This is a genomic window from Nocardioides sp. cx-173, from assembly GCF_021117365.1.
In the GTDB taxonomy this organism is placed as follows: Bacteria; Actinomycetota; Actinomycetes; order Propionibacteriales; family Nocardioidaceae; genus Nocardioides.
The window spans coordinates 4,112,517-4,138,871 of the sequence record NZ_CP088262.1 but is presented as its reverse complement, the minus strand read 5'-3'; the positions used below and the strand labels follow the sequence as shown (position 1 = coordinate 4,138,871).

At 70.9% G+C, this 26,355-nt stretch carries 25 protein-coding genes; 15 read left to right on the top strand and 10 right to left on the bottom strand.

The features are described 5' to 3' along the window. Positions 1–5 precede the first annotated feature (5 nt). Positions 6–773: an SDR family oxidoreductase gene (locus LQ940_RS20245; RefSeq protein ID WP_231241805.1), complete on the top strand. Its 768-nt coding sequence runs from the start codon at positions 6–8 to the stop codon at positions 771–773. Here LQ940_RS20245 and LQ940_RS20240 read toward each other — a convergent pair. The 5 genes from LQ940_RS20240 to LQ940_RS20220 all read right to left on the bottom strand — a co-directional run bounded on the left by LQ940_RS20240 (position 721) and on the right by LQ940_RS20220 (position 3,922). Next, positions 721–1,398, bottom strand: a complete 678-nt coding sequence (locus tag LQ940_RS20240; RefSeq protein WP_231241804.1) for a cysteine hydrolase family protein — start codon at positions 1,396–1,398, stop codon at positions 721–723. The two genes, LQ940_RS20245 and LQ940_RS20240, sit on opposite strands and share 53 nt — an antisense overlap. A gap of 37 nt (positions 1,399–1,435) precedes the next feature. Next, a complete protein-coding gene (locus tag LQ940_RS20235; protein WP_231241803.1) occupies positions 1,436–1,957 on the bottom strand; it encodes a nuclear transport factor 2 family protein in 522 nt (173 codons plus the stop codon). A 51-nt stretch (positions 1,958–2,008) separates the two neighbouring features. Continuing rightward, complete coding sequence (locus tag LQ940_RS20230) at positions 2,009–3,376, bottom strand: cytochrome P450 (protein ID WP_231241802.1); 1,368 nt, start codon at positions 3,374–3,376, stop codon at positions 2,009–2,011. After that, entirely contained in the window at positions 3,373–3,567 is a 195-nt protein-coding gene (locus tag LQ940_RS20225) for a ferredoxin (RefSeq protein ID WP_231241801.1), read from the bottom strand. The genes LQ940_RS20230 and LQ940_RS20225 overlap by 4 nt, the downstream gene beginning before the upstream one ends. Positions 3,568–3,661: 94 nt before the next feature. Next, the gene (locus tag LQ940_RS20220; protein WP_231241800.1) at positions 3,662–3,922 is read right to left on the bottom strand and encodes a hypothetical protein; all 261 of its coding nucleotides are present in this window, start codon (positions 3,920–3,922) and stop codon (positions 3,662–3,664) included. Positions 3,923–4,018: 96 nt separating this feature from the next. Here LQ940_RS20220 and LQ940_RS20215 point away from each other — a divergent pair, with 96 nt between their 5' ends. Genes LQ940_RS20215 through LQ940_RS20205 form a run of 3 tightly spaced genes read left to right on the top strand, consistent with a single transcriptional unit; the run spans position 4,019 to position 8,181 of the window. After that, the gene (locus LQ940_RS20215) at positions 4,019–5,242 is read left to right on the top strand and encodes an amidohydrolase family protein (RefSeq protein WP_231241799.1); all 1,224 of its coding nucleotides are present in this window, start codon (positions 4,019–4,021) and stop codon (positions 5,240–5,242) included. After that, entirely contained in the window at positions 5,235–6,902 is a 1,668-nt protein-coding gene (locus tag LQ940_RS20210; protein WP_231241798.1) for a thiolase C-terminal domain-containing protein, read from the top strand. The genes LQ940_RS20215 and LQ940_RS20210 overlap by 8 nt, the downstream gene beginning before the upstream one ends. Positions 6,903–6,948: 46 nt before the next feature. Next, positions 6,949–8,181: a CaiB/BaiF CoA transferase family protein gene (locus LQ940_RS20205; protein WP_231241797.1), complete on the top strand. Its 1,233-nt coding sequence runs from the start codon at positions 6,949–6,951 to the stop codon at positions 8,179–8,181. A 54-nt stretch (positions 8,182–8,235) separates the two neighbouring features. Here the strand turns inward: LQ940_RS20205 and LQ940_RS20200 are convergent, their stop codons facing one another. Both LQ940_RS20200 and LQ940_RS20195 read right to left on the bottom strand, forming a co-directional pair. After that, positions 8,236–9,051: a FadR/GntR family transcriptional regulator gene (locus LQ940_RS20200; protein ID WP_231241796.1), complete on the bottom strand. Its 816-nt coding sequence runs from the start codon at positions 9,049–9,051 to the stop codon at positions 8,236–8,238. A gap of 77 nt (positions 9,052–9,128) precedes the next feature. After that, positions 9,129–9,908 carry an SDR family NAD(P)-dependent oxidoreductase gene (locus tag LQ940_RS20195; RefSeq protein ID WP_231241795.1) on the bottom strand — a complete coding sequence of 260 codons (780 nt, stop codon included), beginning with the start codon at positions 9,906–9,908 and terminating at the stop codon, positions 9,129–9,131. A 97-nt stretch (positions 9,909–10,005) separates the two neighbouring features. On the opposite strand from LQ940_RS20195, the gene LQ940_RS20190 reads away from it, so the two are divergent. Genes LQ940_RS20190 through LQ940_RS20170 form a run of 5 tightly spaced genes read left to right on the top strand, consistent with a single transcriptional unit; the run spans position 10,006 to position 15,431 of the window. Then, positions 10,006–11,118, top strand: coding sequence for an acyl-CoA dehydrogenase family protein (locus LQ940_RS20190; protein ID WP_231241794.1), 1,113 nt, complete (start codon positions 10,006–10,008; stop codon positions 11,116–11,118). Positions 11,119–11,120: 2 nt separating this feature from the next. Continuing rightward, positions 11,121–12,311 (top strand): acyl-CoA dehydrogenase family protein, encoded by a 1,191-nt coding sequence (locus LQ940_RS20185; RefSeq protein ID WP_231241793.1) that lies wholly within the window; start codon positions 11,121–11,123, stop codon positions 12,309–12,311. A gap of 14 nt (positions 12,312–12,325) precedes the next feature. Next, positions 12,326–13,510 (top strand): acyl-CoA dehydrogenase family protein, encoded by a 1,185-nt coding sequence (locus tag LQ940_RS20180; RefSeq protein ID WP_231241792.1) that lies wholly within the window; start codon positions 12,326–12,328, stop codon positions 13,508–13,510. Then, positions 13,510–14,532, top strand: coding sequence for an LLM class flavin-dependent oxidoreductase (locus LQ940_RS20175; protein ID WP_231241791.1), 1,023 nt, complete (start codon positions 13,510–13,512; stop codon positions 14,530–14,532). Before LQ940_RS20180 ends, LQ940_RS20175 begins: the two co-directional genes overlap by 1 nt. Further along, positions 14,529–15,431 carry an LLM class F420-dependent oxidoreductase gene (locus LQ940_RS20170; protein ID WP_231241790.1) on the top strand — a complete coding sequence of 301 codons (903 nt, stop codon included), beginning with the start codon at positions 14,529–14,531 and terminating at the stop codon, positions 15,429–15,431. The genes LQ940_RS20175 and LQ940_RS20170 overlap by 4 nt, the downstream gene beginning before the upstream one ends. Positions 15,432–15,481: 50 nt before the next feature. On the opposite strand, the gene LQ940_RS20165 is transcribed toward LQ940_RS20170, so the two are convergent. Together LQ940_RS20165 and LQ940_RS20160 are read right to left on the bottom strand one after the other, a co-directional pair. Then, positions 15,482–16,243 carry an SDR family NAD(P)-dependent oxidoreductase gene (locus tag LQ940_RS20165; RefSeq protein ID WP_231241789.1) on the bottom strand — a complete coding sequence of 254 codons (762 nt, stop codon included), beginning with the start codon at positions 16,241–16,243 and terminating at the stop codon, positions 15,482–15,484. Then, positions 16,240–17,541, bottom strand: coding sequence for an acyl-CoA dehydrogenase family protein (locus tag LQ940_RS20160; protein ID WP_231241788.1), 1,302 nt, complete (start codon positions 17,539–17,541; stop codon positions 16,240–16,242). Before LQ940_RS20160 ends, LQ940_RS20165 begins: the two co-directional genes overlap by 4 nt. A 101-nt stretch (positions 17,542–17,642) precedes the next feature. Between LQ940_RS20160 and LQ940_RS20155 the strand changes: the two genes are divergently transcribed. Continuing rightward, positions 17,643–18,677: a phosphotransferase family protein gene (locus tag LQ940_RS20155; RefSeq protein WP_231241787.1), complete on the top strand. Its 1,035-nt coding sequence runs from the start codon at positions 17,643–17,645 to the stop codon at positions 18,675–18,677. A 13-nt stretch (positions 18,678–18,690) separates the two neighbouring features. Here the strand turns inward: LQ940_RS20155 and LQ940_RS20150 are convergent, their stop codons facing one another. Continuing rightward, positions 18,691–19,494: an NAD(P)-dependent oxidoreductase gene (locus LQ940_RS20150; RefSeq protein ID WP_231241786.1), complete on the bottom strand. Its 804-nt coding sequence runs from the start codon at positions 19,492–19,494 to the stop codon at positions 18,691–18,693. 102 nt (positions 19,495–19,596) lie between these two features. Here LQ940_RS20150 and LQ940_RS20145 point away from each other — a divergent pair, with 102 nt between their 5' ends. From LQ940_RS20145 to LQ940_RS20125, 5 genes are all read left to right on the top strand, one after another. Next, on the top strand, positions 19,597–20,376 hold the full coding sequence (locus LQ940_RS20145) for an SDR family NAD(P)-dependent oxidoreductase (protein ID WP_231241785.1): 780 nt from the start codon (positions 19,597–19,599) through the stop codon (positions 20,374–20,376). Positions 20,377–20,407: 31 nt separating this feature from the next. Continuing rightward, on the top strand, positions 20,408–21,586 hold the full coding sequence (locus LQ940_RS20140) for a thiolase family protein (protein ID WP_231241784.1): 1,179 nt from the start codon (positions 20,408–20,410) through the stop codon (positions 21,584–21,586). A 71-nt stretch (positions 21,587–21,657) separates the two neighbouring features. Beyond that, entirely contained in the window at positions 21,658–22,821 is a 1,164-nt protein-coding gene (locus LQ940_RS20135; RefSeq protein WP_231241783.1) for a thiolase family protein, read from the top strand. Between the two features lie 143 nt (positions 22,822–22,964). Then, positions 22,965–24,338, top strand: a complete 1,374-nt coding sequence (locus LQ940_RS20130; protein WP_231241782.1) for an amidohydrolase family protein — start codon at positions 22,965–22,967, stop codon at positions 24,336–24,338. Next, complete coding sequence (locus tag LQ940_RS20125) at positions 24,331–26,316, top strand: oxidoreductase (RefSeq protein ID WP_231241781.1); 1,986 nt, start codon at positions 24,331–24,333, stop codon at positions 26,314–26,316. The genes LQ940_RS20130 and LQ940_RS20125 overlap by 8 nt, the downstream gene beginning before the upstream one ends. Positions 26,317–26,355 lie beyond the last annotated feature (39 nt).

Here is a 26,355-nt window from a genome sequence, read left to right as displayed (position 1 = left end):
ACTTCATGAAGCTCGACTCCGCCACCATCCTGGTCACGGGCGGCGCATCCGGACTCGGCCTCGCGACCACGCGCAGGCTGCTCGCCAAGGGCGCGCGGGTCGGTATCGCCGACCTGAACCCGCCCGCCGACGACGTGACGGCCGAGCTCGGGGACCGGGTGCTGTATGCCAAGACCGACGTCGCGGACGAGGACAGCATGGGCAACGCCCTCGACGAGATCGAGGGCGCCTTCGGTCCGCTGCGGGGCGCGGTGCACTGCGCCGGGCGCGGCGGGGACCGCGTGCGCATCCTGGACCGGGATGGCCAGCCCGGCTCCCTGGAGACCTTCACGGAGGTGCTCCGGGTGAATCTCGCCGGGACCTACAACGTCCTGCGGCTCGCGGCGGCCCGCATCGCCAGGACCGAGCCGGTCGACGGCGAGCGGGGCGCGATCATCATGACCGCCTCGGTCGCGGCGTTCGACGGCCAGATCGGCCAGACGTCGTACACCGCGGCGAAGGCCGGGGTGCACGGCATCACGCTGGTGGCGGCCCGGGATCTGGCGAGTCGCCTGATCAGGGTCAACACCATCGCTCCGGGCACGTTCGACACGCCGATGCTCGCGCGCCTGCGCGAGGACATCCGGGCCGGACTCGAGGCCAGCGTGCCGATGCCGAGTCGGCTCGGCGATCCCGACGACTACGCGCACCTGGCGGTGACGCTCCTCGAGAACGGCTACGTCAACGGCGAGACGATCCGCCTCGACGGGGCGATCCGGATGCCTCCGCGCTAGCGCCCCGAGGCAGCGTCTCGGCGACCGCGTCCGCCGTCGTCATCGTCGCCAGCAGCGGCAGGTGCATCGTGGTCTGGAACTCGTGCGTCTCGGCCGTCGCGCCCGCGGTGCAGTCCTCCACCAGGACCACCTCGTAGCCCAACCCGATCGCCTCGGTGGCCGCACCGGGAAGGGCGATGTTGGTCGAGACGCCGGTGAGCACGACGGTGTCGATCCCGTAGCCGCGCAGCGTCGCATCGAGCTCGGTGCCGGTGAAGGGCGCCATGCCGTGTGTGCGGGTGCTGACGACGTCCGTCGGCTCCACGATCAGGTCGTCGTGGATCGCCGCCGAGTCCGCGCCGGCGACCAGGAGCCCCTTGCGGCGGATCCGTGCGGCCAGGGCGCAGTTCACACGGAATCCCGACCAGTCGGCCTGGGCGGCCGCGATGGTGCAGAAGATGACCGGCGCCCCAGCTCGCCGGAACACGTCGGCCAGGGTGTTGATGCGCGCGACGATCCCGCGCGCGGTGACCTGGGCCGCTAGCGGAGAGGCGTCGTAGGCCGGGTTGGCGATGCCGTTCTGCACCTCGACGACCAGCAGGGCGGCGTTCTTGCCGCCCTCGAGCCCACGCACTGCCGCGGTCATGACCGTCCCTGCGCCGTCCTCCTCGCCGGCAGCACGCTCAGCCAGAGCCTCGGACGCTGCGCAGGGCTGCGGTCGTCGGCGGACGTGCGCTCAGGCCGGCCGCCCACGTGACGGCCTCCGTGGTGGTGAAGTCGACGAACACCTCGCGGCGACTGATCCGCCAACCGTTGTCCGTGTGGCGGTAGTCGTCGTGGTAGCGCAGGTGCATGCGGACGTCCACGATCGGCTCGGTGCCGGTGATGTGGTGACCGACGCAGTAGATCTCGCCGGTCGCCGTGCCGGGCTCCTCGCCCTCGGCGTACGTCGACTGCCCCAGCATGTGGAAGGTCTTGGCGTAGCGCGTCAGCTGCTCGGGGACCCTCCCCACGTTCTCGAGGCCAACGGCGACCCGCGGCCGGTCCTCGGCGGCGTAGTGGACCATCACCACGACGTCGTCGGTGAAGAGGTCGCAGAAGCCGTGCCGGTCCCGCATGTCGCAGGCCACGGCGTAGCGGGCCGAGAGCTCGGACAGGGCGCGCTCGTCCTCGGCAGAGAGGCGCGCATCGAATCGGTCAGTCATGGGACCGGTACTCCAGATCTGTGGTCGTCGGGTGGTCGCTGTCGGCGAGGCTCAGACGTCCGCGCGCGCCCGGCGCTCGGTGATCGGCGCGGCGAGCTGCTGCTCCTCGCACGCCCGCTGCAGGGCCGCCAGCGTCTCGTCCAGGCCGGCACCGATGCGCTCGCCCGGCGTGAAGGTCGCCGGGAGGTGCTGCATGCCCTGGATCACGCCGACGGACTCGTAGTGGACGGCGCGGGCGGGGTCGCACACGTAGTCGGGCATCCGGTCGAGCACAGCGGTCAGCATGCTCTTGAAGACCATCCGGGCCATGTTCGAGCCGATGCACCGGTGGATGCCGAGACCGAAGCTGGTGTGCTTGTTGCCCTTGCGGGCCAGGTCCACCGTGTCGGGGTTCTCGAAGGTCTTCGGGTCCCGGTTGGCCATGGCCCAGGAGAGCCAGAGCCGGTCACCCTCCTTGAACTCCGTGCCCGCCAGCACGCAGTCCTCGCTGATCGTCCGGCCGTCACCAGGTGCCGGGGTGAAGTACCGCAGGAACTCCTCGGTCGCGGAGTCGAGCAGGGTCTCCCGCTCGGCGCTGAGTCGGGCCCGGTCGGCGGGGTTCTGCGAGAGCCAGTCCAGCGCGTGCGCGGTCAGCGCGGTCGTGGTGTCGAACCCGCCGCCGATGAGAAGGCTGAGGACGCCGAGCAGCTCCTGGTCGTCCGGTTGGTGGTCGTCCCACTCCAGGCCGGCCAGGGCGCTGACCAGGCCGGGCTTCGGATCGGTGCGGCTGTCGGTGAGCGCCTGCTGCAGGTGACCCATCATCACGGCCATCTGCTGCAGCGCCACCTGGAAGCGCTCGGAGGTGCGCGGCGTGTAGACCAGCGCGTGCGTGGGGTCGCAGTAGATCTCCCAGTCCTGGACCGGGATGCCGAGCATGGCGAGGGTCAGGACGGCCGGGACGATGTTCGCCAGGTCGTCGACGAAGTCGATCGAACCGCTCTCGATCTTCTCGTTGATGGCCGCGCGGACGATCTCGTCGACGAAGGGCGTCCATCGCGCCACCGCGGCGGGGGAGAGGTACGGGTTCAGCGCCTGGCGGTAGTAGCGCTGGTACGGCGGGTCCATCTCGAGGAAGCCGCCCTGCTGGGTGCTCGCTGCGGGGATGGTGATGCCCTTGTAGCCCTTGCGCACGCCCTTGACGTCATGGTCGTTGGAGAGCACGTCGGCGCGCCGGGCGATGTCGAAGACCTCCTGGTAGCCGCTGGCCACCCAGTGGCCGCCGTGGGTGTCGGACCACGCGACGGGGCACTTGGACTGCATCTCCTTGGTGATCTCGCCGAAGTGCTCGCGGTAGTCGGGGGCGTGGCGGTCGAACTGGAAGACCGGCTGCTTGCGTGCGGTCTCGTCCGCGGCCGCCTCAGGGTGCTCCGTGGCGGTCATGCGACCACCGCGATCGCCTGCTCGGGGCATGAGCTGATCGCCTCGTGCGCCTGCTCCTCGCGACCCTCGGGCACCTCGCCGGTGACCACGCTGGCGTGGCCGTCGAGGTCGTCGAGCAGGAACAGATCGGGTGCCTGCATGAAGCAGAGCGTGTGCCCCTGGCACTTGTCGGGATCGACGGTGACCTTCATCTCGCTCCTTCGTGGTCCGCGTGAGTTCGGTCACTATAATGCAATCATTCACCTGATTGTCGAGAACCACATCAGCAGTGCCCGCCGTTGCGGCTCAGTCCGCAGCGTCGGGGGGCTGGTAGCCGAGGAAGCCGGCCTCGCCGGGCTTCTCGCTCGCCGTCCGAGTGCTGCGGGCGTGGGCGTCGTGCAGGGCGGCAAGTCGCGCCTCCAGCGAGGCGCGGACTGTCGCGGAGTCGGCCTCGTCCAGTGCTCGGCGGGTGCGCTCGATCGCCTTCTGCAGCCGCGAGCCCGACTCGGTGAAGGTCAGCAGGTCGTGGTCGTCCTCGTCCCAGTACGGGTTCTCGTCCTCGGTCATCCCGGGAATCCCTCCACTTGTTGTGTCATCAATACAATAGGTTATATGATGGGCCACCCGTCAAACAACGCCGTTCGATACGTGGAGGACGACAGAATGCCGCTTCAGGATGACATGCAGATCGTCTCCGTGGACGACCACCTGATCGAGCACCCGCGGGTGTTCAGCGATCGTCTGGCGGCCAAGTTCCAAGACGAGGGGCCGCGCATCATCGAGGACGAGCAGGGCCGCCACCTGTGGACCTTCGAGGGCGAGATCTTCCCCTACATCGGCCTCAACGCCGTCGCCGGCAAGAAGCCGGAAGAGGTGGGCATGGAGCCGCTCCGGTTCGACGACATGATCCCCGGGTGCTACGACCCCGTCGCGCGGGTCAAGGACATGGACGTCGACGGCGTCCAGGCGGCCGCGTGCTTCCCGTCCTTCCCCGGGTTCGGTGGCCGCGTCTTCTTCAACTCCAAGAACAAGGAGCTCGGGCTTGCGAGCCTGCAGGCGTGGAACGACTTCAGCATCGACGAGTGGTGCGGGACCGACCCGTCGCGCTTCGTGCCGCTGGCGATCCTGCCCCTGTGGGACATCGACCTGGCCGTCGCGGAGCTGAAGCGGGTGGCCGCGAAGGGCGCCCGCCTGGTCTCCTTCCCCGACAACCCGTCCCCGCTCGGCCTGCCGGGCTTCTCCAGTGACCACTGGGGTCCGCTGTGGGACGTCTTCGAGGAGACCGGGATCGTGGTGAGCCTGCACTTCGGCTCAGGCAGCTTCGTGCCGGGCTTCCACGCCTCGGCGAAGGCGCTTCGCCCCAACTTCCAAGGTGAGCAGTTCAAGTCGGTGTCGGCGCGCATGGGCGGCAACGCGGACGCCGCGGACGACGAGGTGCCGAGCATCGCCACGTTCGTCGTCTACGCCACCAACCTGATGTGGTCCGCGGTCGAGCTGGTGTTCAGCGGGCAGCTCCAGAAGCATCCGCGGCTCAAGTTCATGCTCGCCGAGGGCGGCATCGGCTGGTTCCCCTACATCATGGAGCGCCTGGACCTGATGTGGGAGCGGCACCGCCACTACCAGCCGATCGACTTCCACACCCGCCCGACGGACCTGTTCAAGAAGCACTTCTGGGGCTGCTTCATCAACGACGACTTCGGCATCCGCAACCGTCATGAGATCGGCATCGACCGCATCACCGTGGAGATCGACTACCCGCACGTGGATTGCAACTGGCCCAACAGCCGCAAGGTCCTCTCCGAGTCGTTCCTCGATGTGCCGGACGAGGACGTGCGCAAGATGGTCGAGCTCAACGCGCGTGAAGTCCTGAACTTCCCCCGTGTCTGAGGGAGTCGACGACAAGACGCAGGTACGCCGTCCGCTTCCGCAGCCGACCCTCGCGAGTGCGGGGTTCTGGTCTGCGGGAGCGGGCGGCGCGCTCCACGTGCAGCGCTGCGCCGACTGCGGGGCCTACACGCATCCGCCGCTGCCGCGGTGCCGGTCTTGTCACGGCCCGAACGTCGGGCTGGCGCCGGTGTCCGGCCGCGCGGTGGTCGCGGGCTTCACCGTCAACCACCAGCAGTGGCTCGCCGGCTTCCCGCCGCCGTACGTCATCGCGGTGGTGGCGCTGGAGGAGGACCCCGGCGCCCGGCTGACGACCAACATCGTCAACTGCCCGGTCGACGAGGCCCGTGTCGGGATGGCCGTCCGGGTGGTGTTCGAGCACGTCGAGGACGTCCATCTCCCCCTCTTCGAGCCCGACCCCGACCGTGCCGGCGAGACCCTCGAGGTCCCGGTCGACACCGTGGCGTCGGTGCGGCCTCCGGCCTCGTCGGTGCGCTTCGAGGATCGCGCCGTGCTGACCGGGGTGGGCCAGTCGCGCGTGGGCCGGCGTCTGCTCGTCGACCCCGTGTCGCTGACCGTCGAGGCCTGCGAGCGTGCCGTCGCGGACGCGGGACTGACGATGGCCGACATCGACGGGCTCTCGACCTATCCCGGCCGGGTCGGCTCGCCCGGCATGTCCGAGGGCGGCATCTGGCCGGTCGCGGAGGCGCTCCAGCTGCACCCGACCTGGATCAACGCCGGGGGCGACATGCCGGGGCAGGTCGGACCGGTCATCGCGGCGATGATGGCCGTGTCCTCCGGGCTGTGCCGGCACGTGCTCTGCTTCCGCACGGTGTGGGAGGCGTCGCTCGCCGCGATGATTCGCGACGGCACCTGGGACGCGCCGCCGTCACGTGCCACCGGGATGGTGGAGCACCTCTCGCCGTACGGCGCGATGTCCGCCGCCAACTGGATCGGTGTCTTCGCGTCCAACTACTTCCACCGCTACGGCGGCGACCGGTCGATGCTGGGGTGGGTGGCCGTCAACTCGCGGGCCAACGCGTCGCGCAACCCCGAGGCGATCTACCGGGACCCGATCACTATCGACGACTACCACGCCGCTCGGATGATCACCACGCCGTTCGGGCTGTACGACTGCGACGTCCCGGTCGACGGAGCGACGGCGATCGTCGTCTCTGCGGTCGAGACCGCCGGCGACCGTCCGCACCCGGCCATCAAGATCGAGGCGATCGGCACCCAGATCACCGAACGGCTCAGCTGGGACCAGGGGACCCTGTCCCACGAGCCGCAGACGGCGGGACCGGCCGCCCATCTGTGGACGCGGACGGACCTGCGTCACGACGACGTCGACCTCGCGCTCCTCTACGACGGCTTCACCTTCAACGCGGTGTCGTGGCTCGAGGCGCTGGGCTTCTGCGAGCCCGGCGGCGCGGCCGACTTCATCGACGAGGGTCGGGGGATCGCGCTCGACGGGCGGCTGCCGCTCAACCCGCACGGGGGGCAGCTCTCGGCCGGCCGGCTGCACGGCTTCGGCTTCATCCGCGAGGCGATGCTGCAGCTGCGCGGGGAAGCCGACGGGCGGCAGGTGGCCGACGCCGGCGTGGCCGTGGTGACCACCGGCGGCGGGGCGCCCGGGGGCGCCATGCTGCTGCGCCGTCCCTAGACGACTTGATTACGTAACGCTCAGACGATCGCGAGGAGAGACGACGATGCACAAGCCGATGCAGGGTGTCCGGGTGCTCGAGGTGGCCCAGTTCACGTTCGTGCCCGCAGCCGGGGCGATCCTGGCGGAGTGGGGCGCCGAGGTGACCAAGGTCGAGCACGCGGTGCGAGGAGACGGCCAGCGCGGCCTGACGACCGTCCTCGGTGTCGACGCGATCACCGAGGGCAGCAGCTTCTCGCCGATCTTCGACGCGGCCAACCGAGGCAAGCGGAGCGTGGGCCTGGCGCTGGAGAAGCCCGAGGCGCGCGAGGTCCTGGAGGAGCTGATCCGGCGCAGCGACGTCTTCATCACGAACTTCCTGCCGAGCGCGAGGGCGAAGCTGGGGATCGAGCTCGAGGACGTCCGCGCGATCAACCCCGACATCATCTATGTGCGTGGGTCGGGCTTCGGGCAGCGCGGCGAGGAGGCGGACAAGGGTGGTTACGACATGACCGCCTTCTGGGCCCGCGCCGGCAGCGCCGCCGGCGCCACCCCGCCGGGGGCGGAGGTCATCGCGCCGATGCCCGCCGGTGCGTACGGCGACAATCAGGGGGGCATGGCCATGGCCGGCGGCATCGCGGCCGCCCTCTATGCCCGCACGACCACCGGTGAGCCGGCGGTCATCGACGTGTCGTTGCTCGGCGTCGGCGCCTGGGCGACCCAGTTCACGGTCAACCTCGCGATGATGGCCGGCGGCCCGCCGCCACGGCCGCCGGTGCCGCGGCACGGATCGGCTCGCAACCCCCTCGTGGGCGCCTACAAGACCTCGGACGGTCGCTGGCTGTGGCTCGCGACGGTGCAGCCAGGCCCGTACTGGCGCGAGTTCTGCGAGACCATCGGCCGGCCCGACCTTCCCGAGGACGAGCGCTTCGACACCGTCGAGCACCTGATGGCGAACGCCCCGCAGGCAGCGGAGATCATCGCCGAGGTCCTGGCCTCGCGCACGTTCGACGAGTGGATCGACCAGTTCAAGGGCCTGCAGGCGCAGTGGGCGGCCGTCCAGGACGCCTGGGGCGTGTCCAACGACGAGGCGCTGCGGAGCAACGGCTACATCGGAAAGCTCACCGACGCCGACGGCGTGGAGCGCGAGCTGGTCGTCAGTCCGGTGCAGTTCGACCAGACGCCCGCCGAGGCCCGACGCGCGCCACTGTTCGCCGAGCACACCGACGACGTCCTCAGCGAGCTCGGCTTCTCCGACGAGAAGCTGATCGAGCTCAAGATCGCCGGCGCGGTCACCTGACGCCGTCGGCCCGTTCCCGGGAGGGGAACGGGCCGACGGCCGGCTGCAGGCGGCTCAGGAGAACAGGTCGACGACCGGCTTGGTCTTGAGATCGTCCTTCAGCAGGAACTGCGCGGCCGCCTCCATGTGGGAGAGCCAGTGCTTCTCTGCCGCTGCGGCGTCTCCGGTCTTGACGATGCCGATGAACTTGGTGAACGAGCGGATCACCCGCTGGAAACGCTCGGAGGGCTCGTCGTCGTAGCCGCGCGCGATCTTGGTGCGCAGATGAGTGGCGACGATGTCGGCCAGGACCGCGCCCTGGATCGCCAGCGTCTTGTTGCCGCTGCCCTGGAGGATGAGCTCGTGGAACCGGTAGGTCAGCCGGCTCCACGTGTCCGGGTCGGGGACGAACGGCTTGCTCGAGTGGACCTCCGCCTTGAGCTGCTCCACGACCTCGGTGAGCTTCGCGAGGTCGTCCTCGGTGTGTCGCTCCACCAGCAGCCGCGCGCAGGGGGGCTCGGTGATCATCCGCGCCTCGTACACGTCGTTGATCGTGGTGCCCTGGATCTGCAGCAGCAGCCCGACGTACCGCGCAGCGACCGCGACCTCCGGTGCGATCACCTGGGCCCCGCCACGGCTGCCACGACGGACGCTGATCAGGGCCTCGGCCTCGAGGATGCGGAAGGCCTCCCGAAGCGTCGGGCGGGACACGCCGTACTGCTCCATGAGCTGGATCTCGGGAGGCAGGGTGCGTCCCGGCTGCAGCTCCCCGCGCACGATCTGTCGCCGCAGGTGACCCGCGATCAGCTCGGCGGTCTTCGGCGCACGCACTGGCGTCCCGATCTGCGGTCCGGTGAAGCTCACCTTGGGGGAGCCGCTCGTGGGTGCCATGCGCGAATCTTATCCCCAATATTACTGATTTGCGCTTGTCGGGTGCCCGACTGCCCGCCACGTCACCGACTCGGAGCTCAGTGGCCGCCCTTGGCCGTGAACCGCAGGCCGCCATCGAGGCGGATCGTCTCGCCGTTCAGGTACGGGTTCTCCGCGATCTGCTGTGCCAGCATGGCGTACTCCTCGGCCCGCCCCATCCGCTTGGGGAACGGGACCGCCTTGCCCCAGTACGTGTCCAGCTCGTCGGGGTCGGCGTCGCGGAACGCCGGGGTGAGGAAGGTGCCCGGCGCGATCGTGACCGCGCGGATCCCCAGCGGGCCGAGGTCGCGGGCCAACGGCAGCGTCATTCCGACGATGCCTGCCTTGGCTGCGGCGTAGGCGGTCTGGCCGATCGTGCCGTCGAAGGCGGCGATCGACGCGGTGTTGATGATGACGCCGCGCTCCCCGTGCGCGAGGGGCTCGGACCGGGCGATGGCAGCGGCGGCCAGTCGGTCGATGTTGTAGGTGGCGTTGAGGAAGATGTCGATCACCTGGCTGAACGCCGCCTGCGGGGCAGGCTTGCTCTCCTTGTCCAGGATGCGCTTCCCGCCTCGGCCGCCGTGTGCCACGACGGCGACTCGCAGCGGTCCCAGCTCCATGGCGGCGTCCAACGCCGCCTGCACGCTGTCCTCGTCGGTCACGTCGGTCCGGACGAACGCGGCGCCGTCGCCCAGCTCCTCGGCGACGGCCTTGCCCTTGACGTCGTCGAGGTCGCCGACGAGCACCTTCGCGCCTGCGGCGTGCAATCGTCGTGCGGTCGCGGCCCCGAAGCCGCCGCCGCCGCCGGCGACGAACGCCACCGCTTCGTTGAGGTCCATGGCTCTCCTTCGTACTGCGCTTCGGCGTCTTGCCGATAAGTTAGATGATTGCACTATAGTCACGGAGGTGCGGACCGGGAACCGGGAGGAGACGATCATGAGCGCCAGCCCCAGCGAGGAGCAGGAGCAGCTGCGCCGGCTCGTCCACGACTTCCTGCAGGATCGCTCCCCCGTGGCCGACGCCCGCAGGCTGGCCGAGTCCGGCGCCGATGGCGACCGTGCCGTCTGGACACAGATGGCCGAGCAGCTGCGGCTGCAGGCTCTGGTCGTCCCGGAGGAGCATGGCGGCGACGGCTACGGTCCGGCGGAGCTGGGGATCGTGCTGGAGCAGATGGGCGGCGTGCTGCTGGTCTCACCGTACTTCGCCACCGTCGCCATGGCCGCGCAGACGCTGATCGCCAGCGGGGACGAGACGGCCATGCGACGCTGGCTGCCGGGGATCGCCGACGGCGCGACCACCGCGACGCTCGCCCTGGCCGAGGACTCGGGAGCCTGGGACGCCGGGCTGGTCAGGACGCAGGCCCGGTCGTCGGGCGACGCCTGGCTGCTCACCGGCAGCAAGTCCTTCGTGGTCCACGGGCACACCGCCGACCTGGTGCTGGTCGTCGCCCGCACCCCCGACGGGGTCGGCGTCTTCGCGGTCGAGGCGGACGCTCCCGGCCTCACGCGGGCACCGATGGACGTCCTCGACCCGACCCGCCCGCTCGCGACGGTCCAGCTGGACGAGACCCCCGCCACGCGCGTGGGCACCGGGGACGCGTCGGGATGGCTCGCGAGCGTCACCGACCTGGTGCTCGCGGCCTCGGCGGCCGAGCAGGTCGGCGGCGCGGCCGCCTGCTTGGCGATGGCGGTGGACTACGCGAAGGTCCGCGAGCAGTTCGGTCGCCCGATCGGCTCGTTCCAGGCGATCAAGCACAAGTGCTCGACGATGCTCCTGCAGGTCGAGTGCGGCCGCTCGGCCGCCTACGCCGCGGGTGCCGCCGTCGCGACCCCCGGGCCGGAGGCCTCGACCGCGGCGGCGGTCGCCAAGGCCTACTGCTCGCAGGCCTTCACCCACGTCGCGAAGGAGTGCCTCCAGATCCATGGCGGGGTCGGGTTCACCTGGGAGCACGACGCGCACCTGTACCTGCGCCGCGCCAAGTCGTCGGAGCTGCTCTTCGGCTCACCGGCGTCGCACCGGGCGCGCCTCGCCGAGCTGGTGGGGATCTGAGGATGCCGGTGCAGCAGGGCCTAGGCGAAACGGCTGTCGAGACTGATGAGGAGTTCCGCGCACGCCTGCGCGCCTTCTTCGCCGATCACCACCCGGGGCGCCCGCCCCGGGATCCCGCGGAGCGTCTGGTGTGGACGAAGGCGTGGCTGGCCACGCTCTTCGACCACGGGTACGCCGGCCCGGCCTGGCCCCGCGCCCACGGCGGCATGGAGCTGCCGTTCGCCCGCCAGGTCATCTACCACGAGGAGTTCGCCGCTGCCCGGGTCCCGGGACCACTCGGCACGGGTCTCAACATCGCGGCCCCGACGATCATCACCTATGGCAGCGACGAGCAGCAGCGCCGCTGGCTCGCGCCGATGCTGCGCGGCGACGTGGTCTGGGCGCAGGGCTACTCCGAGCCCGGCGCCGGATCGGACCTCCCGAGCCTGCGCACGACGGCGAAGCGGTCCGGTGACGAGTACGTCGTCAACGGCCAGAAGGTCTGGACCTCGCACGGCCAGAGCGCCGACATCCTGTTCGCCCTCGTCCGCACGGGCACCCAGGAGAGCCGGCAGAAGGGCATCAGCTACCTGGTCATCGACGCCCACGCACCGGGTGTGGACATCCGGCCGCTGCAGGACCTGACCGGTGGCCACCTCTTCGCGGAGGTGTTCCTCGATGACGTCCGGGTCCCCGTGGCGGACCGGATCGGTGAGGAGAACGGCGGCTGGAAGCTCGCCCGGACCAGCCTGGGTCACGAGCGCGCGGCCGGGTCGATGAACCAGGCGGCGCTGTACCGCCGGGTGCTCACCGAGCTCGAGGAGCTGGCCCGCGAGCGGGGGCTCCTGGCCGACGCCCTGGTGCGCGACCGCCTCGCCGACTTCGAGATCCGGGTGCGGATCATGCGCTACAACGCCCAGCGGATCATCGCCGACATCCTGCTGCGCGGGGAGCCGGGCGCGGCATCGTCGGTCTCCCGGCTGCTCATCGCCGAGTTCGAGCAGGACCTGCACGAGTTCGCCGTCGACATGCTCGGGCCGCAGGGCCTGCTGGGCAAGGGCAGTCCGCTGGCGGTGCAGCGGTCGCGGTGGCTGCAGGGTTTCCTGCGCACGCGGGCGTCCACGATCGGCACCGGCACCCGGGAGATCCAGCTGAACACCGTCGCCGAGCAGGTGCTCGGGCTTCCGTACGATCCGTCGATGCCGCCGCGCTGAGCCAGGAGACGCCGATGCGCTACGAGTACAGTCCCGAGCTGGAGACGTACCGGACCCAGGTCCGGGCGTTCATCGCCGAGCACTCGCCCTTCGTGCGGCCGCACGCCGGTGTGCGGGCGCCGGAGCCCGAGCAGCTGCCGGCCATCAGGGCCTGGATCGCGCGGCTCTACGACGCCGGATACCTCGGTCAGGACTGGCCGACGGAGCACGGCGGACGGCCCGATGGCCGTCCCGAGCTCGGGTTCATCGTGGCCGAGGAGCTCGCCCGCGCCCGGGCCTGGGGACAGGTCGGGGCGGCGGGCCTGGCGTCCGGCGCGCTGCTGGGCTTCGGGACCGACGAGCAGAAGCGTCGCTTCCTGCCGCGGATCCGCTCGGGGCAGGACCTGTGGTGCCAGCTGTTCAGCGAGCCGGGAGCGGGCAGCGACCTCGCGGCGATGTCCACCCGGGCGGTCCTCGAGGGTGACCACTACGTCGTGTCCGGTCAGAAGGTGTGGACCACCAACGGACACCACGCCGATGTCGGCTACCTGCTGGCGCGCACCGATCCCGGGGTCAAGAAGCAGGCCGGGATCACCGCGTTCGCGCTCGACATGAGCACGCCGGGGATCGACGTACGGCCACTGCGTGAGATCACCGGGGACAGCGACTTCAACGAGGTGTTCCTCGACGAGGTGCGCATCCCCGTCGACCAGGTCATCGGGGCCGTGAACGATGGCTGGCGCGTGGCCAACACCAGCCTCGGCCACGAGCGGAGCGCCGTTGCCGCTCGCGCCGTCGAGCTCGAGGCGGCCCTGGACGACCTGTTCGCGATGGCCGGTCGGATCACCTCCGGGGACCGCCCGGCGCTGGCCGACAGCGCCGTACGGCAACGGCTCGGCGCGATCGCCACCCGCGTCCACGTCGCGGGCATGATGAGCAAGGCCGGGCAGTCGCGCATGCTCCACCGCTCCGAGGACGCCGCGGACGCGCCCGCGGTGAAGATCTTCTTCAGCCAGGCGAACCTGGCCACCACCGAGCTGGGCGTGGCGCTCCAGGGCATCGACGGACTGGGCGTCGAGGGCGACCCCTACGTCCATGCCGACGGCTGGTGGCAGGACGCCTTCCTGATCGCCCGCTCCTTCACGATCGCGGGCGGCGCGAACGAGGTCCTCAAGAACGTCATCGCCGAGCGTGCGCTCGGCCTACCGCGGGAGAAGTGATGAGCGAGTCTGGTTCGCGGCGCTACGGCCTGCCCTGGCGCGGTGCCGAGGTGGCGAAGGCGGCGGAGGCCGCGGGGGTGGCGGCGTTCTGCAGCGGTGAGTTCGTCGACCACGAGGCCTACTCGACGCTCGCCGAGATGGCGCTGCAGACCGAGCATGCGCAGGTCGGTCCCGGCATCGCCTATGCGTTCGCCCGTACGCCGTATGCCCACGCGGCAGGTCTGCGCGGGGTGTGGAGCCACGCGCCGGGGCGGGTGTTCCTCGGCCTGGGGGCGGGGGCCTACAAGATCAATCGCGACTGGTTCGGGGTGGAGGCAGATCGCCCCGTCGGCCGGATGGCCGACCTGGTGGGCGCGATCCGCGCGTGGCTGCACGCCGAGAACGGCGAGCGCATCCAGCACGTGGGCGAGTTCTACCGGGTCGACGCCACGGTGGCGGCGCCGGTCCTGGGCCGGATCGACGCCCCGATCCTGATCGGTGCGTTCAACAAGCTGATGGCCACCATCGCCGCCCGGAGCGCGGACGGCGTCATCGGCCACGGCCTGTTCACCGGCCCATGGTGGGACGAGGTCGTGCGCCCCGCCACCGAGAAGGGTGCGACTCAGGCCGAGCGGGACGCGCGCCCCCTCGAGTACGGCTGGGTCATCACCGCCGTCGACGACGACGATCCCGAGCGCGCGATCGCCGACGCGCGCCGGATGATCGCGTTCTACCTCACCGTCAAGACCTACGACCCGTACGTCGAGCACCACGGCTGGGTGCCGCAGGTGGAGCGGATCCGCGAGGCCTTCGCCCAGCGGGACAACGAGGCCATGGCGAACGCGGTCACCGACGACATGCTCGAGGCGATCGCCGTCTGCGGCAGCACGGTCGACGCCCGCGCGATGCTGGCCCGCCGCGGTGACTCGCTGGCCCGCGACATCGCCTTCCTCGCGCCGCCGTCGTACCTGGTCAGCCCCCGCCGCGGCCGGCGCTACGCCACGGCGAGCCTGGGACTCATCTCCGACAAGGAGACTCCGTGAGGTTCACCGTCGACCACCCGGTCGTCGTCAGGGAGTTCGACCCCGCCCTCGTGACCGCGGACGGCATGACCCGCCTCGCCCGGGCGGTCGAGGAGCTCGGGTACGACGCCTTGTCGTTCAGCGAGCACCCCGCGCCGTCGCAGAAGTGGCTCGACGCCGGCGGCCACCAGTCCCTGGACCAGACCTCGGCCCTGGCCTTCTGCGCAGCGGTCACCCGTCGCATCCGGCTGATGACGTACTTGCTGGTCGTGCCGTACCACAACCCGTTCCTCGCGGCCAAGGCGCTGACGACGGTCGACGTGCTCTCGAGCGGCCGACTCACGGTGGTCGCCGGCTCGGGCTACCTGCGCTCGGAGTTCCTCGCCCTGGGCGTCGACTTCGAGAAGCGCAACGAGATCTTCGACGAGGCGGTCCAGGTGATGCGCGGCGTCTGGAGCGAGGTGCCGTACGCCTTCGACGGCGACTTCTTCCACGCGCGCGGGGTCGCGTCACTGCCCGCTCCGGTGCAGCAGGGCGGCCCTCCGATCCTGGTCGGCGGCAACGGCGTGATCGCGCGCCAGCGCGCCGCCCGGCTGCAGGGGTGGAGCCCGATCATGGTCAGCTCCGAGACCGCCAAGACGGCCCGCACGCCCGGCATCGCTTCGGTGGAGGAGCTCGGCTCCAGGATCCAGGAGGTTCGCGCGGCGGCGGCCGAGGCCGGGTCGCCCACCACCGTGATCCAGGCGCACACACCGCACACGGTCTTCCTCCAGAAGCCGGGGTCGGTCGAGGAGCATCGCGACCACCTCGGCCGGCTGGCGGAGGTCGGCGTCGACTCCTTCGTGCTCCGCCCGCCCGCCGACACGATCGAGCACACCCTCGACGCGCTGCAGGAGTATGCCGAGACCTTCCTCGGCTGAGACGACCTGCGCCTCCCCCGGGGCCCCAAGACCCAGGGGGAGGCGCGCGGTCAGTACAGGCCGCCGTCGACGCGCACGAGCGAGCCGGTCGTGTAGCTCGAGGCGGGCGACGCCAGGTAGAGCGCGGTGCTGACGACCTCGTGCGGGTCACCTGCCCGACCGGCCGCGTTGTGCCACGTCCGCTCGCTCTCGTCCGGCCAGCTCTTGGAGATGTCGGTGAGGAAGGGGCCGGCGGAGAGGGTGTTCACGCGAACCTTCGGTGCGAACTCGCGGGCGAACGCCGTCGTCAGGGCGTTGAGGGCGGCCTTCGCGCCGGCATACGGGCCATAGCGCGGAGCGGGGAACAGGGCGCCGCTGGACGAGACGTTGATGATCGAGCCGCCGTCGCCGTCGTACATCCGCTGGCCGATCAGCGACGAGAGCCGGAACGGGCCGCGGAAGTTGACGCCGACGACCCGGTCGAAGAGCTCCTGCGAGGTCTCGACCGACGACGGCGCCAGGGGAGACATCCCGGCGTTGTTCACCAGGATGTCGACCTTGCCGAAGTGGGCGTAGGCCTGCTCGGTGAGAGCGTCGCACTCGTCCCAGTGGCCGACGTGGGCCGAGACGGGCAACGCCCGGCGACCCATCTCCTCGACCGTCTCCGCGAGGGCCTGGCAGTTGTCGAGCTTGCGGCTGGCGATCACGACGTCGGCGCCGGCTCGCGCGAAGGCGAGCACCATCTCGCGGCCCAGGCCGCGGCTGCCGCCGGTGACGAGGGCGACCTTGCCCGTCAGGTCGAAGAGCTCGGCAGGACTCTGGGGGGCGCTCACAGGCCGAAGTCCTCGAGGGTCGTGGCGTGCTTCTCCCGGGCCGCGGCGAGGCGGGTCGGGGAGTGGTCGGTCGGGAAGAGTCCCGGAGCCGGCTGGTAGCCGCGCAGCGTGCGCTTGGCGATCGTCGCCTTGTGCACCTCCGTGGGGCCGTCCGCCAGCGCCAGGTGCGGGACGTTCGCCCACCAGCCACCGAGGGGCGTCTCGTTCGTCGTGCCGAGAGATCCGTGGACGTGCACCGCGCGCTGCATGATGTCGTGGATGACCTGGGCGAGCGCGACCTTGCACATCGCGATGTGAGTGCGCGCGGCGCCGTGCGGCTCGTTGTCGATGATCCACGCGGTCTGCATGACGAGCAGGCGGAACTGCTGCAGCTGCACGACGGAGTCGGAGATGAAGCCCTGGACGAACTGGTGCTCGGCCAGCGTCTTGCCCTGGGTGCGGCGAGAGAGGGCTCGCTCGCACATCATGTCCAGCGCGCGCTGGCACTTGCCGACCACGCGCATGGCGTGGTGGACGCGGCCGCCGCCGAGACGGGCCTGTGCCACTCGGAAGCCGTCACCGGGGTTGCCGAGGATCGAGTCGGCCGGGATGCGGGCCTTGTCGTAGCGGACGTAGCCGTGGATGCCCTCGTCCAGATCGTCGCGCTCGAGGACGGTGCCGACGTTGCGGATGATCTCCACGCCGGGCGTCTCGGCCGGCACGATGAACATGGACATGCGATCGGCGGGCGCCGCGTCGGCGTCGGTGACGGCGAGCAAGAGCAGGAAGCTCGCGTAGCGAGCGTTGGAGGAGAACCACTTCTCGCCCTCGATGACCCACTCGTCGCCGTCGCGGGTCGCCTTGCAGACGAACTCCTTGGGGTCCGAGCCGGCCTGGGGCTCGGTCATCGAGAACGTCGAGACGATGTCCCCGTCCAGCAGCGGCTGCAGGTAGCGCGCCTTCTGCTCGTCGGTGCCGTACAGCGCCAGGATCTCGGCGTTGCCGGTGTCCGGGGCGGCCGTGCCGAAGACCGTGGGCGCCCAGTAGGAGCGCCCCAGGATCTCGTTCAGCTGGGCGAGCTTGACCTGGCCGTAGCCCTCGCCGCCGAGCTCGGGCCCCAGGTGGCAGGCCCACATGCCCTGCTCCTTGACCCGCTCGCGCAGCGGCTGAAGGATGGCGCGCGCCGCCTTGTTGTGGACGTCGTACGGGTCGCCGCCGTGCGGGAAGAGCAGGTCGAGCGCCTCACACTCCTCCTTGACGAACGCAGCCGCCCAGTCCAGCTTCTCCTGGAAGTCCGGATCGGTCGAGAAATCCCACATGAAACGCTCCTGACGGACAGCGACGGTTGAATCATTTACCTGAATCATAGAATATGCTTGATGGTGACAACAAGGTGGCCGTCGAGATCTGAGGAGAGTCCATGGCGCAACGCCAGGTCGACCGCGTCGACGAGACCATGGTCGAGCAGCTGCGGACCCGGGTGGCGGCGAGTGTCGCGCAGTGGCGTGCCGGCTCCCGGCTGACCAGGCTGGAGCCACTGACCGGCGGCACCTCCAGCCTGACCTTCGTGATGGAGGTCGTCGGCCCCGCGGGGGACACGACCCCGGCGGTGCTCAAGGTGGCGCCCCCCGGCCTGGAGCCGGTCCGCAACCGCGACGTGCTCCGGCAGGCCAGGCTGCAGAGGTCGCTCGAGGGCTCGGAGCGCCCCATTGCGCCGGCACTGTTCTTCTCCGAGCCTGGGCTGTCGCTGGACGAGCCGCCGTACCTCGCGATGGAGCTGGTGGCCGGCGACTGCGTCGAGCCCACGCTCACCGACGAGGCGCTGCCGGCCGCCCAGGTGCAGGCCCGCGAGCTCGACGCCGTGGGCGTCCTGGCCGCGCTGCATGCGATCGTGCCGGATCGCGTCGGCCTGGCAGCCGAGCCGGTCACGCAGCTGAGTGCCGAGGTGGAGCGCTGGATCAAGGCCTTCACCACCCTGCCGGTGCAGATGCAGGGCGACTACGAGCGCGCCGGCCAGCTGCTGCTGGACACCGCGCCGGAGGCGCTGCCACCGGTGATCAACCACGGCGACTACCGGCTCGGCAACGCGCTGTGCGCCGGTGATCGTGTGAACGCGGTCATCGACTGGGAGATCTGGTCGGTCGGCGACCCGCGGGTTGACCTCTCCTGGATGGCGTACTTCCTCGACGACGCCGATCATCCGGCGGTCGTGCCGGGGTGGCACGCCGGGACGCTGAGCCGCGGCGAGCTGGTGTCGGCCTACGAGTCGGCGGCCGGGCGGACGATGCCCGCGATGGACTGGTTCCACGCCCTCACCCGGTTCAAGGAGGCGAGCATCACCGGGCTGCTGATCAAGCGGGCCGACAAGCTCAACCGGCCGCTCATCCCCTCCATGGAGCGGATGCGACCGGCTCTGCCTCGGCTGGTGCAGGAGACCATCGAGCTCATCGGCTGAAGAGGCGAAAGCGTCAGGTCAGCGCCAGCGGTCCGCGCCGGGTGACCTCGAGCAGGAGACCGGTGTCGAGGCCGAGCGACTCGATCTGCTCCGTGCAGACCGCGACGTCCTTGCGCAGGAAGGGGCCGATCCGGTCCGCGAACCGGGTCAGGCTGCCGCTCTGGGTGAGGTAGGCGCTGGCCTCGCTGCGCCCGCTCATGTCCGACAGCGCGCTCACCAGCGACTGCTCCGTGATCCCGAGTCCCTCGGCGAGGCGGACCGCCTCGACCAGCAGCTGCGCGTTCGCGGCGAGCAGCGTGTTGTTGACCAGCTTCGTCGACAGGGCCGTTCCCAGGTCGCCGGTCTCGATGACCGGGTCGGCGTAGGCGCGGACGACCTCTGCCACGCGGGTGCGGTCCTGCGGTGCGCCGCCGAGGAGGACCGTGAGCCGGCCGGCCCTGATGTCGTCGGCCGTGCCGCTGACGGGCGCGTCGACGAAGCCGACGGTGGGAAAGCGCTGCGCGAGCGCGTGCTGCGTCTGTACGCGGCCCGTGACGTGGGAGGCGACGATGGCACCGTCGCTCAGACTGGCGGCGACCGGCTCCGCGATCTCGGCGAACTGGGCGTCGTCGTAGACGCACGCCAGCACCACGTCCCGGCCCCGGCCGACCTCGCCGAGGTCGTCGGTCGTGGTGACGCCGAGCTCGCGCAGTGCCGCTGCGGCCTCAGGTCGTCGGGCGTAGACGATCAGGTCGACGCCGGCGGCATGCATCCGCTCCACCATCGGTAGGCCCATCCGGCCTGCGCCGACGAACCCCACACGTGCCGCCACGGTCATGGTCGAACCTCCGGGGTGCGATAGGTTGGGCACCAATAGTTAGATGAGTTGGCAGTTTGCATCACCGGCCCGGTCCACGCAACGCCGTACGGAGGCACGAGCATGCAGGTCCAGCCCGGGGACGTGGCAGTCGTCACCGGCGGCGCGAGCGGGATCGGCCTCGCCCTGGCCGCCGAGGCTGCTACCCGGGGACTCCAGGTCGTGATCGCCGACCTCCATGACGATGCGTTGGCCGCGGCGGCCGAGGAGCTGCGGGGTGCCGGGGCCGAGGTCACGACGGTGGTCGCGGACGTCGCCCGAGCGGCGGACGTCGACCTCCTCGCCCGGACCGCGTTCGGGCTGGGGGCGGTCCGCCTCCTGTGCTCGAACGCCGGGATCGTCCGGGTCGGCCGTGCCTGGGAGCTCTCCGCGGCCGACTGGGAGCGGATCGTCGAGGTGAACTTCATGGCCACCGTGCACCTGGTGCGGGCGTTCGTCCCGCGGCTCATCGACGGGGGTGTGCCCGCGCACCTGCTCGTCACCGGCTCGATGGCCTCGGTGACGGCCAGGGCCGGCATCTCCCCGTACGTCGCCACCAAGCACGGCCTCCTGGGCCTGTGCGAGTCGCTGCACTACGACCTCGCGGCTGAGTCCGTGCCGATCGGGGTGACCCTCCTGATGCCGGGCCTGGTCACGACCGGCATGGCCGGGGCCGAGGATCCCGACGCCATCACCGCCGGCGAGGTCGCCGCCATCGCCTTCGCCGCGATGGCGCGCGGCCAGCTGACGGCGTTCACGCACCCGCAGCGGATCCCCGACGCCGAAGGCCGGTTCGAGGCGATCACGGCGCAGCGCGCCCCCTGGCCGCCGACGCCCGACGCGGCGCTGGCTCGAGTCGACTGAGTGATCCATCTATGAAGAGGGTGTGAGGGCTGTGACCAGTGCCGTGATCGTCGACATCGTGCGGACCGCCTCGGGGAGGGGAAAGCCCGGCGGAGCGCTCGCCGAGCTGCACCCCGCCGCGCTCCTGGCTCAGACCCTGAGCGCGCTGCTGGAGCGCACCGGTCTGGACCCGGGTCTGGTGGACGACGTCATCGGCGGGTGCGTCGGGCAGAGCGGTGAGCAGTCGCAGAACATCACCCGCACCGCACTGCTCGCGGCCGGCTTCCCCGAGACCGTTCCCGGCACCACGGTGGACCGTCAGTGCGGCTCGAGCCAGCAGGCGGCCCACTTCGCGGCGCAGGGCGTGATCGCGGGAGCCTACGACATCGCGATCGCGTGTGGTGTGGAGTCGATGAGCCGGGTCCCGATCGGCTCCTCGCGGCTGGGTCGCGACCCGCAGTCACCGCTCGCCGAGCGCTATCCCGAGGGGCTGGTGAACCAGGGGGTCGGTGCCGAGCTGATCGCCTCCCGCTGGAAGCTCGGCCGCGAGGAGCTCGACGCCTTCGCCGCCGAGTCGCACCAGCGTGCCGCGCAGGCGGCGGCCTCGGGCGCCTTCGATCACGAGATCGTGCCGATCCGCCTGCCCGACGGTTCCTGGCACACGGTCGACGAGACGGTCCGCCCCGGCACCACCGTCGAGGACCTGGCCCGACTCAAGCCCGCGTACTTCACCGAGGAGAGCGCCCGGCGCTTCGGTGAGATCGAGTGGTCGATCACCGCCGGGAGCTCCTCGCCGCTCACCGACGGAGCCTCGGCCGCCCTCGTCATGAGCGAGGTCAAGGCGGCCGAGCTCGGCCTGCGCCCACGCGCTCGGTTCCACTCCTTCGCAGTCTGCGGCAGCGACCCGCTGCTCATGCTCACCGGCCCGATCCCGGCGACGAAGCGGATCCTGGACCGTTCCGGACTGGACCTGGACGCGATCGACGCCTACGAGGTCAACGAGGCGTTCGCGTCGGTCCCGCTGGCGTGGGCCCGCGAACTCGATGCCGACCCCGCCCGGCTCAACGCCCGCGGGGGAGCGATCGCGCTGGGCCACCCGCTCGGCAGCTCCGGCACGAAGCTCATGGCGACGCTGCTGAACACGCTCGAGAGCACCGGCGGCCGCTACGGCCTGCAGACCATGTGCGAGGGCGGCGGCATGGCCAACGCGACCATCATCGAGCGTCTCTGAGCGCCACGAGGCTGCGACTCCCGGACCCATCTAGTACACTGATTGAGCCATTTAACCCAAGGGGGAGTCCCGTGACCGATGCGGTGATCGTCAGCGCCGTCCGCACACCCATCGCCACCTCGTTCAAGGGGACGCTGCGCGACACCCCGGGCGAGGTGCTGGCCACGGCCGTGCTCGCGGCCGCGCTCGAGCGCTCCGGGCTCGGCGCCGAGGACATCGACGATGTGATCATGGCCCAGCAGCTCTACGGCGGGGGCGACCTGGCGCGGTACGCGGCGGCTGCTGCCGGGATGACCCATGTCCCGGGGCAGGCGGTCAACCGGCACTGCGCCGGCAGCCTGACCGCGGTGGGGAACGCGGCCGCGACGATCCGCGCGGGCATGGATCACGCCATCATCGCGGGTGGCACGCACACCTCGTCGATGAACCCCACGTTGTCGTGGCGGATCCCCGGCTCGCAGGAGCGGCGCACCGGCTACGCACCCACGTTCCCCTACTACGACGGGGCCAGCGACGACGTGTCGCTCAGCGTCGGATGGCAGACCGCGCTGGAGAACGACATCTCCCGCCAGGAGATGGACGCCTGGGCGAAGCGGTCGCACGACCGCGCCGTGGCCGCCATCGACGCCGGCGTCTTCGAAGACGAGATCGTGCCCCTGGAGGTGACCGTCGACGGCCAGCAGGTGCGGTTCGCCGTCGACGAGCACCCGCGTCGCGGCTCGACGCTCGAGAAGCTCGCCACCCTCAAGCCGATGCACCCCGAGATCGACGGGTTCAGCATCACCGCAGGCAACGCATCCGGGATCAACGACGCGGCTGCGGCCCTCGCGGTGGTCAGCGACGCCCTGGCGAACGAGCACGGACTGACGTCGTTGGCCCGGGTCCGGGCCTGGGCGGCCGTCGGCGTCGCGCCGCATCGCACCGGCATGGGAGCCGTCGAGGTGATCCCCGTGGTGCTCAAGCGCGCGGGCCTGGACGTCGCCGACGTCGACCTGTGGGAGATCAACGAGGCTTTCGCATCCGTGCCGATCGCGGCGTGCCGCCAGCTGGGCATCGACGAGGACAGGGTGAACGTGTTCGGCAGCGGCTGCGGCCTCGGCCACCCGGTCGCCGCCTCCGGTGCCCGGATGATCACCACCCTGGCGCACGAGCTGCGCCGCCGCGGCGGCGGGATCGCGGTCGCCGCGATGTGCGCCGCCGGGGGGCAGGGCGGCGCCGTCGTCGTGGAGGCCTGAGGTGGCGCCGACCCCGTCCAGCTTCGTCCCGGTAGGCGGGAAGTTTGCAGTGGGTGCACGCCACCCGAACTGCATCCTGGTGAAGCCGCAGGGTGCAGCTAGCCGGCTGCCCGCGGGCAAGGGTTCTCGTAGGAGGAGATTCCATGAAGGAAGCGTTCGCTGACCAGGTCGCGCAGGCCGCCGAGTCGAACGGCCAGCGGTATGTGATCGTCTCGACGGACGACCACGCGGGACCGCGCCCCTCGGTGCACCTGCGGGACTACTGCCCGCCGCAGTTCCTCGAGGCGTTCGACGAGGAGTGCCGGGAGCAGGACCGGGTCTCGGCCGAGCACGATCTCCAGGTGGAGGCGGCCCGGGCGCGCATCGCGGCGGGGACGGGGACCGTGTCGGACCTGTCCCTCGACGAGCTCGGCAAGTGCCGTGACGCCAAGGGCCATGACGACCCGCATGCCCGGCTCGCTGACATGGACGGCGACGGCGTCGCCGCCGAGATCATCTTCGCGGGCGGCCAGAACGACACCGAGCTGCCCTGGGTCGGCTTCGGCTGGTCCGCCGGTCCGAGCGAGAACGACGAGCTGCGTCGGACCTCCTACCGGATGTGGAACCACTGGCTGGCCGACTTCTGCTCCACCGCCCCCGAGCGCCTGATCGGCGTCATGCAGATCCCGATCTGGAACATCGACAAGGCGATCGAGGAGCTCCACTGGGGTGCCGAGCGTGGTCTGCGGGTCGTGAACCTGCACGCCCCGCGCGCGGACTACCCGGCCTACACGGACCTCGCCTACGAGCCGTTCTGGGACGCCTGCGAGGAGGTGGGCGCGGTGCTGGCGACCCACGCCGGCGCGATCCCGCCGTTCGACCCGAACACGCGGAGCCTGTCGGCACTGATCCAGACCGAGCTGCACTACACCGGCAACCGGGGTCTGCCGCAGCTCATCTGGGGCGGCGTCTTCGAGCGCCACCCCAAGCTGAGGTACGTCCTCACCGAGCAGCGCATCGACTTCGCGCCGGGGATGCTCTCGCTGATGGACACCTACTACGACAACCGGGTGGGGCAGTCGCAGCCGGCGAGCCAGGGCGGAGTCATCTCGCCGGCCTGGCCGCGCCACGAGAACGGGTACGACCCGGTCATCGCAGAGCTGCCCCGTCGGCCGAGCGACTACTGGCACGACCACTGCTTCCTCAGCGGCAGCTTCCTGGCCCCCTACGAGGTCGGGCTGCGCCACGAGGTGGGCCTGGGCAACCTGATGTGGGCGTCCGACTACCCGCACTCCGAGGGGACCTGGCCCGACACGGCCCTCTCGCTGCGGAACACGTTCGCGACCGTGCCGGAGCCGGAGACCCGGATGATCCTCGGCGAGAACGCGGTGCAGGTCTTCGGCCTCGACGGCGCGAAGCTCCGCGAGGTGGCGGACCGGATCGGTCCGAAGCCCGAGGAGCTGCGCGTTCCCGTGCGGCCCGAGGAGATCCCGCTGGGGCGCAACTTCGCATTCCGGGAGCAGGGCACCTATGCCTGAACAAGCCCCCGGGGACCCGGACCACACCTCGCTCTACCCGCACGCTCTCTCGCCGATCACCATCAACGGCTGCGAGCTGAAGAACCGGATCGTGCGCGCCGCGCACGGCACCGGCCTTGTCGGGGGCGGGATGGGGCCGCGCTTCCTCGCGTTCCACGAGGCCCGCGCCAAGGGCGGCGTCGCCATGTTCACCCTCGAGGCGTCGCCGGTCCATCCGTCGTCGCTGACCCGTACCGGCGGGGAGGGGATGGCCGCCTACCTCGACGCCACCAGGAGCGGCTGGGAGGAGGTGCTCCGGCGCGCGCATCCGCACGGCACCAAGGTGTTCCAGCAGCTCTGGCACGGCGGCGCGGTCGCGACTCCCCGTGGTGGCGGCCGGTCGTGGGCGCCCTCGGAGGTGGCGGAGCCGTCGACCGGCCGGCTGCCGCTGGCGATGACCAAAGGCATGATCGACGAGGTCGTCGAGTCCTTCGCGAAGGCTGCCGCGACCTGCCGCGACGTGGGTCTGGACGGCATCGAGATCCACGGTGGGCACGGCTACCTCATCTCGCAGTTCCTCTCGCCGCTCAACAACCACCGCGAGGACGAGTACGGCGGAAGCCTGGAGAACCGGACCCGCTTCATCCGCGAGATCCTGGCCGCCGTCAGGTCCGAGGCCGGCGCCGACTTCCCCCTCGGCCTGCGCATGTCGGCGACGGAGGAGGCCCCCGGAGGAGTGGAGCCTGCTGACGCGGCCGAGATCGCGCGCGGGCTCGAGGCGGCCGGTCTGATCGACTTCCTGAACCTCTCCATCGGCAGCTACTACCCCTCTGACCTGGGGACAGCGGCGGGCATGCATGCGCCGCACGGGTACGAGCTGCCCTACAGCGCCCAGGTCGCTGCCGCGGTCAGCGTGCCCACGATGGTCATCGGCCGGATCACCACCCTCGCGGAGGCGGAGAGGATCGTCGCGGACGGGATCGCGGACCTGGTGTCGATGGTGCGCGCGACGATCGCCGACGCCGAGCTCGTCAGCAAGAGCGCGGCCGGACTGGCCTCGGCCGTCCGTCCTTGCATCGGGTGCAACCAGGGCTGTCTCACGGCCTCGGTCGGCTGCACCGTGAATCCGAGGACCGGGCACGAGGCGGAGCCGGCGTTCACGCCGGCCGCCGCGTCGAAGAGCGTCCTGGTGGTCGGTGCCGGTCCCGCGGGCCTGGAGGCGGCTCTTGTCGCCGCGCAGCGCGGTCACCGGGTCACCGTGCACGAGGCCGGCGACGGTCCCGGGGGGCTGACCCGGGCCGCCAGGAGGGCACCGTTCCGCGCGGAGATCGGGGCCTACTGCGACTTCCAGGCCGGTGAGCTGGCCCGCCTCGGGGTGGAGACCCGCTACGGGTCAAGGGTGGACCCGGCGCTGGTTCGCCGAGAGGCTCCGGACGTGGTCGTCGTCGCCACCGGCTCGGCCGAGCGGCGCGACGGCATCCAGCGGCTGCGACCGCTCACCCCGGTCCCGGGCCACGGCCTGCCGCACGTCGTGACACCCGTCGACGTGCTGAGCGGGTCGGTGCCCGTCGGGCGGCAGGTGGTCATCGTCGACGACATCGGCAACGCCCCTGCGCTCAGCGTGGCGGAGTACCTGCTTGCCGAGGGAGCCGAGGTGGTGTACGCCACCTGCGAGCGGGTGGTGGGTGCGACCTCGGGCAGCCTCCAGTCGACGACGTACGGGCGGCTCGCCAAGAGCGCCGGCTTCACCGAGCACGTGCGGGTGGTCGTCGAGGAGATCGCCGCGGACCGGGTCCGGCTGCGCAACCTCGACACCGACGAGTGCGTCGAGGTCGTGGCCGACCAGGTCGTGCTCTTCACCGGCTTCCGGCCCGAGCGCTCGCTCCACGATGAGCTCGTGGCAGCGGGTCTGCCCTCGTTCCTCGTGGGCGACGCGGAGGTCCCGCTGCAGCTCGACTTCGCGATCGGCTCCGGCAGCCGGCTGGGCGCTTCCCTCTGAGGTGCGCGCCAGCCGGTCGCCGGGTCCTAGTGCCGGGTC